General features: G+C 48.1%; 16 protein-coding genes and 2 tRNA genes. 9 read left to right on the top strand and 9 right to left on the bottom strand.

What is annotated here, in order from left to right; all coding sequences use genetic code 11:
- Nucleotides 1-8: 8 nt before the first annotated feature.
- The 6 genes from ACFPVS_RS04545 to leuC all read right to left on the bottom strand — a co-directional run bounded on the left by ACFPVS_RS04545 (nt 9) and on the right by leuC (nt 4,033).
- The gene (locus tag ACFPVS_RS04545; protein WP_096294973.1) at nt 9-473 is read right to left on the bottom strand and encodes a NanQ anomerase/TabA/YiaL family protein; all 465 of its coding nucleotides are present in this window, start codon (nt 471-473) and stop codon (nt 9-11) included.
- 49 nt (nt 474-522) lie between these two features.
- On the bottom strand, nt 523-1,323 hold the full coding sequence (locus tag ACFPVS_RS04540) for a cation efflux transmembrane domain-containing protein (RefSeq protein ID WP_096294974.1): 801 nt from the start codon (nt 1,321-1,323) through the stop codon (nt 523-525).
- 136 nt (nt 1,324-1,459) lie between these two features.
- Nucleotides 1,460-2,098, bottom strand: coding sequence for a 3-isopropylmalate dehydratase small subunit (gene leuD, locus ACFPVS_RS04535; protein ID WP_096294975.1), 639 nt, complete (start codon nt 2,096-2,098; stop codon nt 1,460-1,462).
- A 75-nt stretch (nt 2,099-2,173) separates the two neighbouring features.
- Complete coding sequence (locus tag ACFPVS_RS04530; RefSeq protein ID WP_095503412.1) at nt 2,174-2,311, bottom strand: entericidin A/B family lipoprotein; 138 nt, start codon at nt 2,309-2,311, stop codon at nt 2,174-2,176.
- Between the two features lie 34 nt (nt 2,312-2,345).
- Entirely contained in the window at nt 2,346-2,483 is a 138-nt protein-coding gene (locus tag ACFPVS_RS04525; RefSeq protein WP_095503413.1) for an entericidin A/B family lipoprotein, read from the bottom strand.
- A 143-nt stretch (nt 2,484-2,626) separates the two neighbouring features.
- Complete coding sequence (leuC, locus tag ACFPVS_RS04520; protein WP_096294976.1) at nt 2,627-4,033, bottom strand: 3-isopropylmalate dehydratase large subunit; 1,407 nt, start codon at nt 4,031-4,033, stop codon at nt 2,627-2,629.
- A 345-nt stretch (nt 4,034-4,378) separates the two neighbouring features.
- Between leuC and gyrA the strand changes: the two genes are divergently transcribed.
- Complete coding sequence (gene gyrA / locus ACFPVS_RS04515) at nt 4,379-7,165, top strand: DNA gyrase subunit A (RefSeq protein WP_096294977.1); 2,787 nt, start codon at nt 4,379-4,381, stop codon at nt 7,163-7,165.
- A 53-nt stretch (nt 7,166-7,218) separates the two neighbouring features.
- Here the strand turns inward: gyrA and ACFPVS_RS04510 are convergent, their stop codons facing one another.
- The gene (locus ACFPVS_RS04510; protein ID WP_096294978.1) at nt 7,219-7,365 is read right to left on the bottom strand and encodes a lipoprotein signal peptidase; all 147 of its coding nucleotides are present in this window, start codon (nt 7,363-7,365) and stop codon (nt 7,219-7,221) included.
- A gap of 56 nt (nt 7,366-7,421) precedes the next feature.
- Between ACFPVS_RS04510 and ACFPVS_RS04505 the strand changes: the two genes are divergently transcribed.
- Entirely contained in the window at nt 7,422-8,240 is an 819-nt protein-coding gene (locus ACFPVS_RS04505) for a GIY-YIG nuclease family protein (RefSeq protein ID WP_096294979.1), read from the top strand.
- 33 nt (nt 8,241-8,273) lie between these two features.
- Here the strand turns inward: ACFPVS_RS04505 and ACFPVS_RS04500 are convergent, their stop codons facing one another.
- Complete coding sequence (locus ACFPVS_RS04500) at nt 8,274-8,873, bottom strand: NUDIX hydrolase (RefSeq protein ID WP_096294980.1); 600 nt, start codon at nt 8,871-8,873, stop codon at nt 8,274-8,276.
- A 141-nt stretch (nt 8,874-9,014) separates the two neighbouring features.
- Between ACFPVS_RS04500 and ACFPVS_RS04495 the strand changes: the two genes are divergently transcribed.
- The 7 genes from ACFPVS_RS04495 to ACFPVS_RS04465 all read left to right on the top strand — a co-directional run bounded on the left by ACFPVS_RS04495 (nt 9,015) and on the right by ACFPVS_RS04465 (nt 14,385).
- Complete coding sequence (locus ACFPVS_RS04495) at nt 9,015-10,892, top strand: tetratricopeptide repeat protein (protein WP_096294981.1); 1,878 nt, start codon at nt 9,015-9,017, stop codon at nt 10,890-10,892.
- A gap of 65 nt (nt 10,893-10,957) precedes the next feature.
- Nucleotides 10,958-11,542: a lipoprotein insertase outer membrane protein LolB gene (gene lolB, locus ACFPVS_RS04490; RefSeq protein ID WP_096294982.1), complete on the top strand. Its 585-nt coding sequence runs from the start codon at nt 10,958-10,960 to the stop codon at nt 11,540-11,542.
- Nucleotides 11,543-11,551: 9 nt separating this feature from the next.
- On the top strand, nt 11,552-12,430 hold the full coding sequence (gene ispE, locus ACFPVS_RS04485) for a 4-(cytidine 5'-diphospho)-2-C-methyl-D-erythritol kinase (protein ID WP_378595443.1): 879 nt from the start codon (nt 11,552-11,554) through the stop codon (nt 12,428-12,430).
- Nucleotides 12,409-12,484, top strand: a tRNA-Gln gene (locus ACFPVS_RS04480). Before ispE ends, ACFPVS_RS04480 begins: the two co-directional genes overlap by 22 nt.
- A gap of 12 nt (nt 12,485-12,496) precedes the next feature.
- Nucleotides 12,497-12,572, top strand: a tRNA-Gln gene (locus tag ACFPVS_RS04475).
- A 185-nt stretch (nt 12,573-12,757) separates the two neighbouring features.
- On the top strand, nt 12,758-13,747 hold the full coding sequence (locus ACFPVS_RS04470) for a ribose-phosphate pyrophosphokinase (RefSeq protein WP_096296094.1): 990 nt from the start codon (nt 12,758-12,760) through the stop codon (nt 13,745-13,747).
- A gap of 65 nt (nt 13,748-13,812) precedes the next feature.
- Nucleotides 13,813-14,385, top strand: a complete 573-nt coding sequence (locus ACFPVS_RS04465) for a 50S ribosomal protein L25/general stress protein Ctc (protein ID WP_096294983.1) — start codon at nt 13,813-13,815, stop codon at nt 14,383-14,385.
- 203 nt (nt 14,386-14,588) lie between these two features.
- Here ACFPVS_RS04465 and ACFPVS_RS04460 read toward each other — a convergent pair whose 3' ends face one another.
- A complete protein-coding gene (locus ACFPVS_RS04460; RefSeq protein WP_158608754.1) occupies nt 14,589-15,026 on the bottom strand; it encodes a type IV pilin protein in 438 nt (145 codons plus the stop codon).

Raw genomic sequence — 15,026 nt, 5'->3', positions numbered from 1 at the left:
CCTGTTGATCAAGGCACGCGTGTTTCCAATGTGCGGATTTTAAACACGGCTTTACGAATGGTGGGGGCATCCCCTACCAGCGGTGCATGGCCGTCGCTCGGGAAAAACAGCACAAATTCACCCGGCCCGATATCCAGCCATGTTTCGGGTGTGCAATCAAAAAATTCAATGTCTTTTTCTTCTTGATAACCCCAACCGTTTTTCAGACGGCCTCGGTCTATCCAACCGTAAGTTTCCACGCCGCTGATGGGTACTTGAATGTCGATGTGTTTGATGTAGGCTTCCGGCCGCGCAGCTTCGCGTGTGCGCACGGCTTCATTGCCGACAAACAGGCGGATATTGGGATTGTCGCAGGGATATTGGCCGTCCGGTAGCCGGCTGAAATCCAGAGTTTGCAGCAATGCAATGGCATCGGCAAAGTCGGGGTGCAGTGCGGCATAGCGTTGAGCGTTGGCAATGGTGTCGGTAATCATGATGTCATGAATGTTGAAGGTGAATGGATGGTTTCAGACGGCCTTTTGCTTATTGTTTGGCAAGCTGCAAAATTTTAACTGCGCCGCGTGCCACTAAGCCAAACACAATCAGGCCGATAATCAGGTTGGGATAGGCCGAATGTGTCAGTAATGTCAGGATACCGGCCGCAATCACGCCCAGATTCACAATCACATCGTTAGACGTAAAAATCATGCTGGCCTGCATATGCGCTTCGCGGCTTTTGCTTTTTTGCAGCAGATAAAGGCATAGGGCGTTTCCGGCTAAGGCCAGCAGCGAAACGCCAATCATCAAGCCGGCATCCGGCATGTCTTCCCAGCCGAAAAAGCGGAGAACCACTTCGCTGAATCCCCAAATGGCCAAGACAAGCTGCAAATAGCCGGCAGCGCGTGCGGTAAGTTTTTTACGCGCGACAGTGGTACCGACGGCAAGTAAGGCCATGCCGTATACCAAACTGTCGGCTAGCATGTCCAAACTATCGGCCAATAAACCCATCGAACCGGCCAGCCAACCGCTGACGGATTCAAACACAAAAAAGAACAGGTTAATCGCTAAGACTTGCCATAGCAGGTTGCGTTCTTTATGGTCTTGAGCGTTGTCGGCCAATTGACCGATGCTTAATTCGCTACTTTCCAAGCAGCTGATGAAATTCAGTGGCACAAGCGCCTGCAGAATTTCATCAGCGCTGCCATGATGATAGGCGGTCATGCGGCGGTTGGGAACGTCAAACTCTAGTGCATGAATGCCTTCGATAGCGCTGAGCTTCATCCGTATCATTTGCTCTTCTGAAGGGCAGTCCATTTTACTGATATGAAAAACACTTTTCTGCATAAGGCAAACCCGTTTCAGACGGCCTATATTGATGGAATAAGGAAAGCAGACGAATTTCAGACGGTATAGTATATACGCACTAATCCGCAAGTCGGGTAAACACTAGTTTATGCATGTTTACCCGATTTATTTGTGTTTAGTGATATAACCAAGGTTGCGCGGCTTTGCGTTTTTCTTCAAAGGCTTTGATTTCATCGGCGTGTTGCAGCGTTAAGCCAATTTCGTCTAAGCCGTTGAGCAGGCAGTGTTTGCGGTGTTCGGTGATGTCGAAAGTGAACACGTCGCCGCTTGGCGTGGTAACGGTTTGCGCTTCCAAGTCGATATCGAGCGAATAGCCTTCTTGTGCTTCGACTTCTTTAAACAATTGGTCGACTTGCTCTTCAGTCAAGACGATCGGCAATAAGCCGTTTTTGTAACAATTGTTGAAGAAAATGTCGGCAAACGAGGGGGAGATGACGGCGCGGAAACCGTAGTCGTCTAATGCCCACGGCGCGTGTTCGCGTGATGAACCGCAACCGAAGTTTTTGCGGGTAAGCAAAATTTGTGCGCCTTGATAGCGTGGTTGGTTGAGTGAAAAATCAGGATTAAGCGGGCGTTTGCTGTTATCCATGCCCGGTTCACCGTGGTCAAGATAGCGCCATTCGTCAAAGGCATTAGGGCCGAAGCCGCTGCGTTTGATGGATTTTAAAAATTGTTTCGGGATAATGGCATCGGTATCGACGTTGCTGCGGTCAAGCGGGGCAACGAGGGCAGTAATTTTGGTAAATGCTTTCATGGTCTGTACTTTTTATTTAAGATTATAAAATGCCCCGACTCACGGGGCATTTACGCTTATTCATGAAGCTGGTGATTAGTAGCTTTTTACTTCTTCTGCGGTATTGCTGACTGCGTTACCGGCAGCTTTCACATCTTTGCCCGCGCCTGAAATAGTGTTACAAGCAGACAGCAAAGTCATGGCAGTTAAAGCGATCAATGCAAATTTTTTCATATTGAATTTCCTGTTGTAGAAGTTGAGCTAATGATTAGTAGCTTTTTACAGATTCAGCAGAATTGCTGACTGCATTACCGGCTGCTTTTACATCTTTGCCTGCACCTGAAATAGTGTTACAAGCAGACAAAAGTGTCATGGCGGTCAAAGCGATCAGGGCAAATTTTTTCATATGAAGCTCCTTATGGTTTGAAAAGTACAGCCTGTTTTGCTGTACTTCTATAATATCCACCATCTTTATAAATGGCAATAGCTAATGCGAACATATGAATATTTAAATATCTTTAAATATTAAGGTACTATTACAAAAGCATTTTATAAGCTGCGCACATCCACAAATCGGCCGTTCACCGCAGCTGCGGCGGCCATAGCCGGGCTGACCAAATGTGTACGACCGCCGTTGCCTTGTCGGCCTTCAAAGTTACGGTTGGAAGTGGAAGCGCAGCGCTGTTGCGGCTCTAAACGGTCGGCATTCATGGCCAAGCACATCGAGCAACCCGGTTCGCGCCATTCAAAACCGGCATCAATAAAAATTTTGTCCAAACCTTCTTCTTCGGCTTGCGCTTTTACCAAGCCTGAACCCGGCACAATCAACACGCGCTGAACGTTATCGGCTTTTTTGCGGCCTTTGGCCACGGCAGCGGCTTCGCGCAAGTCTTCGATGCGGCTGTTGGTGCAAGAACCGATGAATACGATGTCAACCGGAATTTCATTTAATGGCGTATCGGCTTCCAAACCCATGTATTCCAAAGCGCGTTCCATGCCGCTGCGTTTCACCGGGTCGGCCTCGTTGGCAGGATTCGGTACTTTGCCGTTGATGTCCGATACCATTTCCGGTGAGGTACCCCAGGTGACTTGCGGTTCGATGTCTTCGGCTTTAAAACGGAATACTTTATCGAATTCTGCGCCTTCATCGGAAACCAATGTGCGCCAGTATTCGACGGCTTTATCCCATGCTTCGCCTTTTGGTGCGAATGGTTTGTCTTTGACGTAATCGATGGTGGTTTGGTCAACCGATACCATGCCTGAGCGAGCACCGGCTTCAATGGCCATGTTGCACAATGTCATGCGGCCTTCCATTGAAAGGCTGTGAATGGCTTCACCGTTGAATTCAATTGCATAGCCTGTGCCACCGGCAGTGCCAATTTGGCCGATGATATATAAAGCCACATCTTTGGCGGTCACGCCCGGTTTCAGACGGCCTGATACTTCAATCAGCATCGATTTGGATTTTTTGGCGGTAATGCACTGGGTTGCCATGGTGTGTTCGACTTCAGACGTACCGATACCGTGTGCTAATGCGCCGAATGCACCGTGGGTAGAAGTGTGCGAATCGCCACACACCACAGTCATACCAGGCAGGGTAGCGCCTTGTTCGGGTCCCATCACATGGACAATGCCTTGGCCTTTATCCATAAACGGAAAGTAAGCCAATGCACCAAATTCTTTGATGTTTTTGTCTAAGGTATCGACTTGCAATTTGGAAATCGGATCTTGAATGCCTTTGTCCCAATCGCCTGTCGGGGTGTTGTGGTCGGCGGTGGAAACCACGCTGTCGATGCGCCACAATTTGCGGCCGGCCATTTTTAAGCCTTCAAAAGCTTGCGGGCTGGTAACTTCGTGTACCAAATGGCGGTCGATGTAAAGCAGAACAGTGCCGTCTTCTTCTTCGCGTACGATGTGACTGTTCCAAAGTTTGTCGTAGAGAGTTTGTGCGCTCATGGTGTGTTCTTTAATGATATATGATATGAATGGGTGGTAGTGAGTGGAATGTGGGGAATCTTAGACTTATTAACTTGGAAAAGCAACCAATTTTGTCTAATTTTTGTGTTTGAATTAACAGTTTTCGGATTTTTCGTAAATTTTTAGACAATTTGTATAACTTTATTCTTGGACGCAGCCTTTTACTGTATTGTATGCTCTTGCTTTTGTCTTGAATCAACAGCCGTTTGAATGCATTTTCAGGTTCAGGAGACCTGTTGTCAAAATGATTACTTGTTTTTGGGCGGTGACGCAGTTTTGTGGTAAAATCAGGCGTAATTATTGCTATAAGAAATGCTAGGAATCATGACAGACGCAACAGTCCGCAACGACCATAAGTTTGCACTCGAAACCATCCCGGTAAGCCTTGAAGACGAAATGCGCAAAAGCTACCTCGATTATGCCATGAGCGTGATTGTAGGGCGCGCGCTGCCAGATGTACGCGACGGCCTGAAGCCGGTTCACCGCCGTGTGCTTTATGCTATGCACGAATTAAAAAACAATTGGAATGCTTCCTATAAGAAATCCGCCCGTATCGTTGGCGACGTCATCGGTAAATACCATCCACACGGCGACAGTGCGGTTTACGACACCATCGTGCGTATGGCGCAGGATTTCTCTATGCGCTATATGTTGGTTGACGGCCAGGGTAACTTTGGCTCGGTAGACGGCGACGGTGCGGCGGCCATGCGTTATACTGAAATCCGTATGGCGAAAATTGCCCATGAAATGCTGGCCGATATTGAAGAAGAAACGGTTGATTTCGGTCCCAACTATGATGGCAGCGAGCATGAGCCGCTGGTGTTGCCGACCCGTTTCCCGGCTTTGCTGGTGAACGGCTCTTCGGGTATTGCCGTGGGTATGGCGACCAATATTCCGCCGCATAACCTGACGGATACGATTAACGCCTGTCTGCACTTATTGGATGAACCTGACACCGACATCGATACTTTAATCGACATCATTAAAGCCCCCGATTTCCCTACCGGTGCGACTATTTACGGTATCAGCGGTGTGCGTGAAGGCTATAAAACCGGCCGCGGCCGTGTGGTGATGCGCGGTAAAACGCACATCGAGCCGATCGGTAAAAACGGCGAACGCGAAGCGATTGTGATTGACGAGATTCCGTATCAAGTCAACAAAGCCAAATTGGTTGAGAAAATCGGTGATTTGGTGCGCGAAAAAACCTTGGAAGGCATTTCCGACCTGCGTGACGAATCGGATAAATCCGGTATGCGCGTGGTGATTGAGTTAAAACGCAATGAAAATTCAGAAGTCGTTTTAAATCAGCTGTATAAGCTCACCCAGTTGCAAGACAGCTTCGGTATCAATATGGTAGCTTTGGTGGATGGCCAGCCACGTTTGCTGAACCTTAAGCAAATTTTGAGCGAGTTTATCCGCCATCGCCGCGAAGTGGTTACGCGCCGCACCCTGTTCCGCCTGAAAAAAGCGCGTCACGAAGGCCACATCGCCGAAGGTAAAGCGGTGGCTTTGTCAAATATCGACGAGATGATTCAGTTGATTAAAGAATCGGCTGATGCGCCGGAAGCCAAAGAAAAATTGTTGGCACGCGCTTGGCGCAGTGGTTTGGTAGAAGACATGCTCGGCCGCACCGATTTGGATTTGCGCATTGCGCGTCCCGAAGGTTTGCCGGAAAATTTAGGTTTGCAAGGTCAAGGCTATTATTTGAGCGAGTTGCAGGCCGATGCCATTTTGCGTATGAGTTTGCGTAACCTGACCGGTCTGGATCAAGAAGAAATCGTGGCCGACTATAAAGCGATTATGGCAAAAATTATTGATTTCTTGGATATTTTGGCCAAGCCTGAGCGTATCACACAAATTATCCGCGAAGAATTGGAAGATACCCGTGCCAATTTCGGTGATGAGCGACGCAGTGAAATCAATCCGTTTGGTGGCGACATTGCCGATGAAGATTTGATTCCGCAGCGTGAAATGGTGGTGACGCTCACCCACGGCGGCTACATCAAAACCCAGCCCACCACCGATTATCAGGCGCAACGCCGCGGCGGGCGCGGCAAACAGGCAGCAGCCACCAAAGAAGAAGATTTTATCGAATCTTTATTTGTTGCCAATACCCACGATTATTTGATGTGTTTCACCAACCTCGGTAAATGCCACTGGATTAAAGTGTACAAACTACCGGAAGGTGGACGCAACAGCCGTGGCCGCCCGATTAACAATGTGATTCAGTTGGAAGAAGGCGAAAAAGTCAGCGCGATTTTGGCAGTACGCGAATTCCCTGAAGACCAATATGTATTCTTCGCCACTGCGCAAGGCATGGTGAAAAAAGTGCAGTTGTCGGCGTTTAAAAACGTGCGCAGCCAAGGTATTAAAGCAATTGCTTTGAAAGAAGGCGATTACTTGGTCGGCGCAGCGCAAACCAGCGGTGCGGACGACATCATGCTGTTTTCTAATTTGGGTAAAGCTATCCGCTTTAACGAATATTGGGAACGTATCGGCGGTGATGAAGGCGAAGATGCCGATATTGATAATGAAAACGACGTTTCAGACGGCCTCGATGACGAAGCCGCAGAAAGTGACAATGAAAACGCCTTACCAAGCGGCAAACACGGTGTGCGCCCTTCCGGGCGCGGCAGTGGCGGTTTGCGTGGTATGCGTTTGCCGGCGGACGGTAAAATTGTCAGTCTGATTACCTTCTCGCCGGAATGCGAACAAAGCGCGCTGCAAGTATTGACCGCCACCGCCAATGGCTACGGCAAACGCACGCCGATCGCCGATTACAGCCGTAAAAACAAAGGCGGCCAAGGCAATATCGCCATCAATACCGGTGAGCGCAACGGCGATTTGGTGGCCGCAACCTTGGTGGAAGAGTGCGATGATTTGATGCTGATTACCAGCGGTGGCGTGCTCATCCGCACCAAAGTTGAGCAAATCCGTGAAACCGGCCGCGCGGCTGCCGGTGTACGCCTGATTAATCTGGACGAAGGCGAAACTTTGGTCAGCTTGGAACGTGTGGCGGAAGAGCCGGAAGTGGAAGCGGCTGAAGAAGGTGAAGCGCTGGATAACGTTGCTGCACCAATTGAAGGCGAAAACGCTTCAAGTGAAGAATGATAGAAGACGCAATAATGTCTTTTCGAGGCCGTCTGAAAAGGTTTGTATTCTTTTCAGACGGCCTCAGACCTTTGCAAAACCGTCGGATGTGGATGCAGTTCAAGGCGTAGCAGCGCAGCGGGTGCGGACATATCAAATAAATAGGCAAGCGAGCGAGCAGCGCACAACGCAGAAATGCGCCGCAGATAGCGGTTTTGCAAAGGTCTTAGCGCCTTTTAATAAACATTATCGCAATAAGAATAAGAAGGACACAGTTTTGAAACAAGGTTGGGTGTATGTGTTAACCAATCAGGGTATGCCCGGGCTGATTAAAATCGGCTTTACCAAAAACCTGCCGCAAGAGCGGGCGCGTGAGTTGTATGGTACCGGAGTGGCTTATCCGTTTGAAGTGGCGTATCAGGTATGCTGCCATCACTATCCGCAAGTCGAGCACGAAGTGCATGCGCAATTAAGTGGTATGAGGGTCAACGGCGGCCGTGAATTTTTCGCCTGCTCGGTTGAAGAAGCGGCGCAAGTTATCCGCCAATGCGTCGGGAAAAATCTGATTTCGGCACAAGATTTGCGCACAGGTGAAGTTTGGCAAAATAAAACGGTTAATAAGCTGTCTGAACAAACAAGTATTCAGACGGCCTCGCCTCATTGGCGGATTCGGCATTATTTGATTGGCGGTGGCTTATTCTTGGTTATTGTTTGGCTTGCCTGGTTGGGCTTTCGTCGCGCAGAAGAAGCCGTCGAGTTAAGCGAAGCGCAACAAGTAATGGGTTATGTCGCCGGTAAAATCGGCAACGAAGACATTAATATGCGTGCTTGTTCATCAACCGAATGCGGCGTGATTTCCGCCTTGCCAGCCAATCAAAATATCCAAATTAAGCCGAACACGCGCACGGCGAAAAATTGGGTATATGCCGAATTTCAAGGCGATGTGTGTTATCCGGAGCATTACGAGCGTGGCCAAGGCTGCCGTTCATGGGCGCAGAACAATATTGTCGAAGGCTGGGTCTATGCCAATAATTTGGCCGGACAAAATGCCAAGCTGTCTAAACGCTCGGATTCTTTATTTGATTCGTTGTTTTGATAATGAAATCTCAGGCCGTCTGAAAGTATGTTTTCAGACGGCTTCGCAATATTGCTGATAGCGTTCGGCTAAGCCGTAAAGAATCATGGCGGTTAAGCCCCAGATGTCGTAATGCTGAAAAGGCAGGGTGGGCGTGGCAATGGTTTGGCCTTGATATTGCAGCGGCCGCATTTCGTAATATTGAAGATTCATCACAAAATCAAAAGGCACATAAAACACTTCAGCCACTTCGTCCGGATTGGTTTGAATGCACAGATCGCCGGTGGAAAGAGCCGGAATGGGATGTACTTCATAACCCGATGGCGTGTAATAAGGCGGCAGAGCCGGGAAAGTTTGCCAAGCTTGCGGCAGAATGCCAACTTCTTCGTGTGTTTCGCGCAAGGCGGTTTGGGTTAAGTTGAGATCTTGCGGCTCGTAGCGGCCGCCGGCCAGAGCAATTTGTCCGGTATGGTGACTCAGAGAGCCGGAGCGACGGGTAAACAATATCTGCCATTGGTGGTCTTTTTTGACCACTGCCAACAAAACCGCCGCCACTTTGCATTCGACCGGATTGAGAAAACAGTTGCGCAGGTTTTGCGCGCGGCTGTCGAATTCGTGTGCGTGCAGCAGGAAATCGGAAAGCAGTTGGGTCATGGGAGGTGTCCGTAAAGTGTTTACACGATTATATTACATTAGGTTTACCGTTGCTTAAATCTACAAATCAGACGGCTTGTGATAAAGTTATGCCTGAACTGAAGGCCGTCTGAACACAGTCGGCGATGTAAAGGAATGATTATGTTTTTTGCCCCTTCCAGTCTCCGCGCCGTTGCTGCTGCGGTAATGATGTTGTTTGCGGCCGAAAGTTATGCCGCCAACGAAATCAAAATCCAGCCGAAAGCGGCCAAAGAAATAAAAGAACTGATTCAGAAAAAAAGCCGCTACACGCCTGAAGGGCGTGAGTTGGAGCGCCAGCGCCACATGGCCGTAATTGATCGGACCAATACCGTGTTTACCTTATTAAGCGGTGAGATGGCGCTGCAAAAAGGTGAGGCCGGTGTAGCGCTGGCGACGTATATGGCGTCGCTCAACCGTACCAAATCTCCGGAAGTCGCCGAGCGCGCCTTGGAAATGGCGGTGTCGCTCAATGCGTTTGAGCAAGCTGAAATGATTTATCAGAAGTGGCGTGAAATTGAGCCGGTGCCAAGTGCCGCGCAAAAACGAATGGCTTGGGTACGTAACTTGCTTATGGGTAATGCCGACCAAAAATTAAGCGGCTTGGGTGATGTGCTGCAAAATGCATCTGAAGAACAAACACAGCGCATTTTCCTACTCTTGGCGCAAGCGGCGGTGCAGCAGCAAGGCTTGGCGGAAAAAGTGGGCAGCGAAGTGCATAAAGCGGCGAAAAAATATCCCGATATGCCGGAGGCGGCGATTGCGGATGTGATTTTCAGTGCGCAAGAAGGTGATGAACGCCATGCGGTAGAAGCCATGCAGCGTTTGGCTAATTTGGACGCAGAAATTCTGCCACCGACTTTATTGACCATGCGTCTGGTGGCACAACGTCAGCCGAAAATGCTCAACCGATTTTTTGAAGAAACCAATACCGCCGAATTGTCGCCGGTGTGGCAGGAGCTGGAAATCAGCAGCTTGATTGCGTCGCAGCAGCCGGATAAAGCCTATGCGCGTCTGCAGCAATTATTGGCAGTCAATCCGAACGCGGATTTGTATATTCAGGCGGCCTTATTGTCGGCCAGTCGTAAAGAAGACATTTCGGTTACCGAAAATTATTTGGAAAAAGCCTACAACACCGGCACGCGCGAGCAACAAGGGCGTGCGGGGATTATCGGTGCCATGCGTTATGCTGATGTAAAAAATTACGCCGATGCCAAAAAATGGGTGAATAAAATCAGCGCGCCGGAATATGCGTTTGATAAGGCGGTGTTGAAAGCTTCGATTGCAGCAGAAGAAGGCAATATGGCCGCGGCTTTAACCGAAGCCCGCCGCGCAGAAAAGCTGCCTGAGCAGCAAGGCAGATTTTTTGGTGCGGCGGAATTGCAGCGTGTTTATCTGTTTGCCTTAGTGCAAAGCGATAAACCGCAAACCGCGTTGGTAGAACTAAATCAGATGATGGCCAAAGCCGCCAGACAGCCGGAAGCCGCCGAGCGTTTGTCGGATGTTCTGTATCAGCGGGCGATGGTTTACGAAAAATTAGGCCAGCATGAAAAAGCCATTACCGATTTGCGCCGCTATAACGATTTGAATCCCAATAGCGCCAGCGGCATGAATGCATTGGGTTACACTTTATTGATTATGCCTAACGGTAAACAATATTTCGATGAGGCGTTTAAACTGATTCAGACGGCCTATCATTTAGAGCCGGAATCTGCTGCGATTAACGATAGCTTGGGCTGGGCTTATTACCTGAAGGGTGATGCGCCAGCGGCATTGCCGTATTTGGAATACGCTTATCGCGAGCATCCTGATGCGGAAGTGGCATCGCACTTGGGCGAAGTGTTGTGGCAACTGGGGCAGCAAGAGCAAGCCAAACAAATTTGGCAGGACGGTTTGCAACAAGAGGGTGACCAAGCCTTGTTAAAAGCAACCATGAAACGCTTTGGTGTGGCGGTACCGAATGCGCAGCCTGTGCACAAAGCAAAACCTAAAGCAAAATAATACGAGGCCGTCTGAAAAATGTAATTCGTTTTCAGACGGCCTGACTGAAGCAATTCGGAGTAATAATGAAGTTCAAATTATATGTTTCTACTTTGGCAGCCTTAGTATTGGCAGCGTGTGCCCAACCCAATATGCCGCAGCAAAACGGTTGGCTGCAAGCGGATAATACAAGCGACTTTACCGCAGAAGGCCGTTTGGCGGTAAAAATGGACGGCAAAGGCTCATATGCCAATTTTGATTGGGCGTATCAGAATCAAGTGCAAACCATCAACGTGAATACGCCGTTGGGCAATACGGTCGGCCAATTGTGTCAAGATAAGCAAGGGGTATTGGCAGTTGACAATAAAGGGCAGATCTATCACGCGCAAACTGCCGCACAATTAAGCCGGCAGCTGTTGGGTTATGAACTGCCGGTGCAATATCTGCACATTTGGGCGAATGGTAAACGTGTCGCCGATGCGCCATATCAATTGCTTTCAGACGGCCGTTTGCAGCAATTCGATTGGACCATCAGCCGAACGCTCAATCAGGCCGGCCAAGCGCGCGTATTGTTATTGGAAAGCACAAAATTAAGCGTGCGGCTGGTGTTTGATGAAATGAATACCCAGCCGGAGCCGACTGAGCAGCAACAATGCTCCGCCCGTGGCTAAGGAGGCCGTATGAATATTCCGCAGCATGCGCAAGCATTTTTGGCGCCGGCTAAATTAAACTTGGATTTGCGCATTACTGGTCGCCGAGCAGACGGTTATCACGAATTGGAAAGTATTTTTTGTCTCATTAGTTTGTATGATACCGTTTATCTGGCCTTGCGCGATGATGGCCGGATTGTGCTGCATACGCCTGTCGAAGGGGTGACGCAAGAGCAGGATTTGGCCTATCGTGCTGCTGCTGCCTTAAAAAAATATACCCAATCTGTCGGTGGTGTGGATATTTGGTTGGAAAAAAAGATTCCGATGGGTGGTGGATTGGGCGGCGGCAGCTCAGATGCGGCAACAGTTCTGCTGGCTTTGAACCGATTATGGCAATGCGGGCTAAGCGAACAAGAGCTGATTGATTTGGGCGTCACATTGGGTGCGGATGTGCCGTTTTTTATCTTCGGGCGCAGTGCATTTGCGCACGGTGTCGGTGAGAAATTAATCGAAATAGATGTGCCAAAACAATGGTATGTTATTGTGAAGCCTGATGTGCATGTGGCGACCGGCAAAATTTTTTCCCATCCGCACTTGACACGCGATTCCAAACCAAGCATAATCCCTGCTTTCCAAGCATTAGAGCCGTTTCGCAATGATATGCAGGCGGTGGTGTTTCAGGAATATCCTGAAGTTTGGGAAGCTTATCTTGTGATGTCGAAGCATGGTAAGGCATTAATGACCGGTTCCGGTGCGTGTGTGTTTGTACCCTGTCGGCATCAGCAAGAAGCAGAAAACATATACCGACAAGTTTCTAAAATATATGAAGCATATTGTGTTGAAGGCTTAGCTGTTCATCCTTTATTTCATGTATTAAGTGAGCCAGTTGGGGAGTCGTCAAGCGGTTAAGACACTGGATTTTGATTCCAGCATGCGAAGGTTCGAATCCTTCCTCCCCAGCCACCCACACTTTGTTGGGGAGTCGTCAAGCGGTTAAGACACTGGATTTTGATTCCAGCATGCGAAGGTTCGAATCCTTCCTCCCCAGCCAAATAAAAGCGTGTAAGTTTTCTTACACGCTTTTTTTATGTTGTAAATTGACGAATTTATCTGCTGAATTCTTGGGTTTACGCGCTATTGTGCGTATAATATTAACCTTAACGTCAAGGTGCAGACGCAGAGGAAAGCAAGATGTTTTCTGAGCAATGTTTGAATACAAAATCAGGTGAAAATGATATGGCCGCATATGATAGTTTGATGGTATTTACCGGTAATGCCAATCCCGATTTAGCCCAACGTGTTGTGAATCACCTGGATATTTCCTTGGGCGAGGCGAATGTAAGCAAATTCTCTGATGGTGAAGTTGCCATTGAATTATTGGAAAATGTACGCGGTCGCGATGTCTTCATTTTGCAGCCTACTTGTGCGCCAACCAATGACAATCTGATGGAAATTCTAACCATGGCTGATGCTTTGAAACGTGCATCTGCCGGTCGTATTACTGCCGCCATTCCTTATTTCGGCTATGCACGCCAAGACCGCCGTCCGCGTTCGGTCCGTGTGCCGATTTCGGCTAAATTGGTTGCCAATATGCTGTATTCAGCCGGGATCGACCGTGTGTTGACCGTCGATTTACATGCCGACCAAATTCAGGGCTTTTTTGATATTCCAGTTGACAATATTTATGCTACGCCGGTTTTGCTGAATGATATTGCTCAGCAACGCATCGAAAACCTGACTGTTGTCAGCCCTGATATCGGTGGTGTGGTGCGTGCCCGTGCAGTAGCCAAAGCGTTGAATGTGGACTTGGCGATTATCGATAAACGCCGCCCCAAAGCCAATGTTGCCGAAGTAATGAACATTATTGGTGATATCCAAGGCCGTACTTGTTTGATTATTGACGATATGATTGATACCGCCAATACCTTATGTAAAGCAGCCTCTGCGTTGAAAGAGCGCGGTGCTGAGCGTGTGTTGGCTTATGCAACGCATCCAGTATTCTCCGGCGCTGCCGTAGAGCGTATTTCATCATCTGATATTGATCAGGTGGTGGTAACCGATACTATTCCTTTGTCGGAAGCAGCGAAAAATTGCGATCGCATCCGTCAAGTAACTATTGCCGGCTTGTTGGCTGAAACGGTTCGCCGTATCAGCAATGAAGAATCTGTGTCCTATCTTTTCAATGAAGAAGTGACCACAACCTTTGGCGGCATTTTGCTGCCATAAGCTCAATCGTCTTAAGCTGGTCGCGGCCGATGACGATATTTTTAATCTAATTGGAGTATTTTATTATGTCATACGAAATTCAAGCTACTGTTCGTGAAGATCAAGGCACTGGTGCGAGCCGCCGCCTGCGTCGCGAAGGTCAGATTCCTGCTATCTTGTACGGTGAAGGCCAAGATGCTGTGGCAATTGCAGTAGACCACAAAACCATGTACTACGCGTTGGAAAAAGAATCTTTCCACACCGCTTTGATTAAATTGACCTTGGACGGTAAAACCCAAGACGTTATCGTTCGTGATTTCCAAATGCACCCATTCCGTCAACAAGTTCAACACATCGACTTCCAAGCTGTTAAAGCTGATCAAAAAATCCGCATCCGTGTACCATTGCACGTGGTTAACGCTGAAAACTCTCAAGCAATCAAATTGCAAGGTGGCCGTGTTTCTTTGTTGAACACTTCAGTAGAAGTTTACGCTTTGCCTAAAGATATTCCTGCATTCTTGGAGTTGGATTGCGCTTCTGTTGTGGCTGGTGACATTTTGCACTTGTCAGACATCAAATTCCCAGAAGGCGTTGAAAGCGTTTCTCTGAAACGTGATGAAAACTTGGCTGTTGCTGCCGTGACCGGTAAAAAACGCTAAGATTTTAAAATAAAAAAAGCCCGCATTGATTTGCGGGCTTTTTATTGTTTACTGGTTTTATTCTTTGATTTTGATAGGATTTATTGAGCTTTTCAAACAAAGGTAATTCAATGGATAAGTTAGCTAAATAGGGAGTTTGAGAAGTGAAAATTGTGAAATTAGGCCGTCTGAAATTATTTCAGACGGCCTTTAGTGTTTATTTATTATTTTTTATTTGAAATAGCCTCGCAATCAGAAAAGTCAGGCTGCTTACATTTTTCAGCATTACCTAAGCTATCCATTCGAACTGATAATGTATAGCCACTATATGTAGGGCTGGCTGAAAGATTGTAACGGCGGCTTTTACCTTTATCTTCCAAGCTTCCATCAAATTCATATCGCTTAACTAATTCATCATCAACGCCATAACTTTTGGGGTCGTCTTTAAAAGCCGCTAGTTCTGCTGAGAGATCCAATGACGGGTTTTTAACCAGTTTGGTTTTAATTTGGTTATTTACACCGATCAAATCTGTATGGGCTTGAGTTAAATACCCTCTTTCAATATAACGATTGTAAGAAGGCAGGGCAATGGTTGCCAAAATACCGATAATGGCAACGGCAATCATCAATTCAATTAAGGTAAAGCCTTGATTATTTCTCAT

Source organism: Neisseria weixii (assembly GCF_042658245.1).
GTDB classification, from domain to species: Bacteria; Pseudomonadota; Gammaproteobacteria; order Burkholderiales; family Neisseriaceae; genus Neisseria; species Neisseria weixii.
Note: the sequence above shows the minus strand (reverse complement) of the source record. Positions and strands in the feature narration are given on the sequence as shown.

What these genes read in the sequence shown, in the direction of transcription:
- ACFPVS_RS04545 (WP_096294973.1), bottom strand. Translation starts at nt 473, where the DNA reads ATGATTACCGACACCATTGCCAACGCTCAACGCTATGCCGCACTGCAC.
- ACFPVS_RS04540 (WP_096294974.1), bottom strand. Translation starts at nt 1,323, where the DNA reads ATGCAGAAAAGTGTTTTTCATATCAGTAAAATGGACTGCCCTTCAGAA.
- leuD (WP_096294975.1), bottom strand. Translation starts at nt 2,098, where the DNA reads ATGAAAGCATTTACCAAAATTACTGCCCTCGTTGCCCCGCTTGACCGC.
- ACFPVS_RS04530 (WP_095503412.1), bottom strand. Translation starts at nt 2,311, where the DNA reads ATGAAAAAATTTGCATTGATCGCTTTAACTGCCATGACTTTGCTGTCT.
- ACFPVS_RS04525 (WP_095503413.1), bottom strand. Translation starts at nt 2,483, where the DNA reads ATGAAAAAATTTGCCCTGATCGCTTTGACCGCCATGACACTTTTGTCT.
- leuC (WP_096294976.1), bottom strand. Translation starts at nt 4,033, where the DNA reads ATGAGCGCACAAACTCTCTACGACAAACTTTGGAACAGTCACATCGTA.
- gyrA (WP_096294977.1), top strand. Translation starts at nt 4,379, where the DNA reads ATGACAGACGCAACAGTCCGCAACGACCATAAGTTTGCACTCGAAACC.
- ACFPVS_RS04500 (WP_096294980.1), bottom strand. Translation starts at nt 8,873, where the DNA reads ATGACCCAACTGCTTTCCGATTTCCTGCTGCACGCACACGAATTCGAC.
- ACFPVS_RS04495 (WP_096294981.1), top strand. Translation starts at nt 9,015, where the DNA reads ATGTTTTTTGCCCCTTCCAGTCTCCGCGCCGTTGCTGCTGCGGTAATG.
- lolB (WP_096294982.1), top strand. Translation starts at nt 10,958, where the DNA reads ATGAAGTTCAAATTATATGTTTCTACTTTGGCAGCCTTAGTATTGGCA.
- ispE (WP_378595443.1), top strand. Translation starts at nt 11,552, where the DNA reads ATGAATATTCCGCAGCATGCGCAAGCATTTTTGGCGCCGGCTAAATTA.
- ACFPVS_RS04470 (WP_096296094.1), top strand. Translation starts at nt 12,758, where the DNA reads ATGGCCGCATATGATAGTTTGATGGTATTTACCGGTAATGCCAATCCC.
- ACFPVS_RS04465 (WP_096294983.1), top strand. Translation starts at nt 13,813, where the DNA reads ATGTCATACGAAATTCAAGCTACTGTTCGTGAAGATCAAGGCACTGGT.
- ACFPVS_RS04460 (WP_158608754.1), bottom strand. Translation starts at nt 15,026, where the DNA reads ATGAGAAATAATCAAGGCTTTACCTTAATTGAATTGATGATTGCCGTT.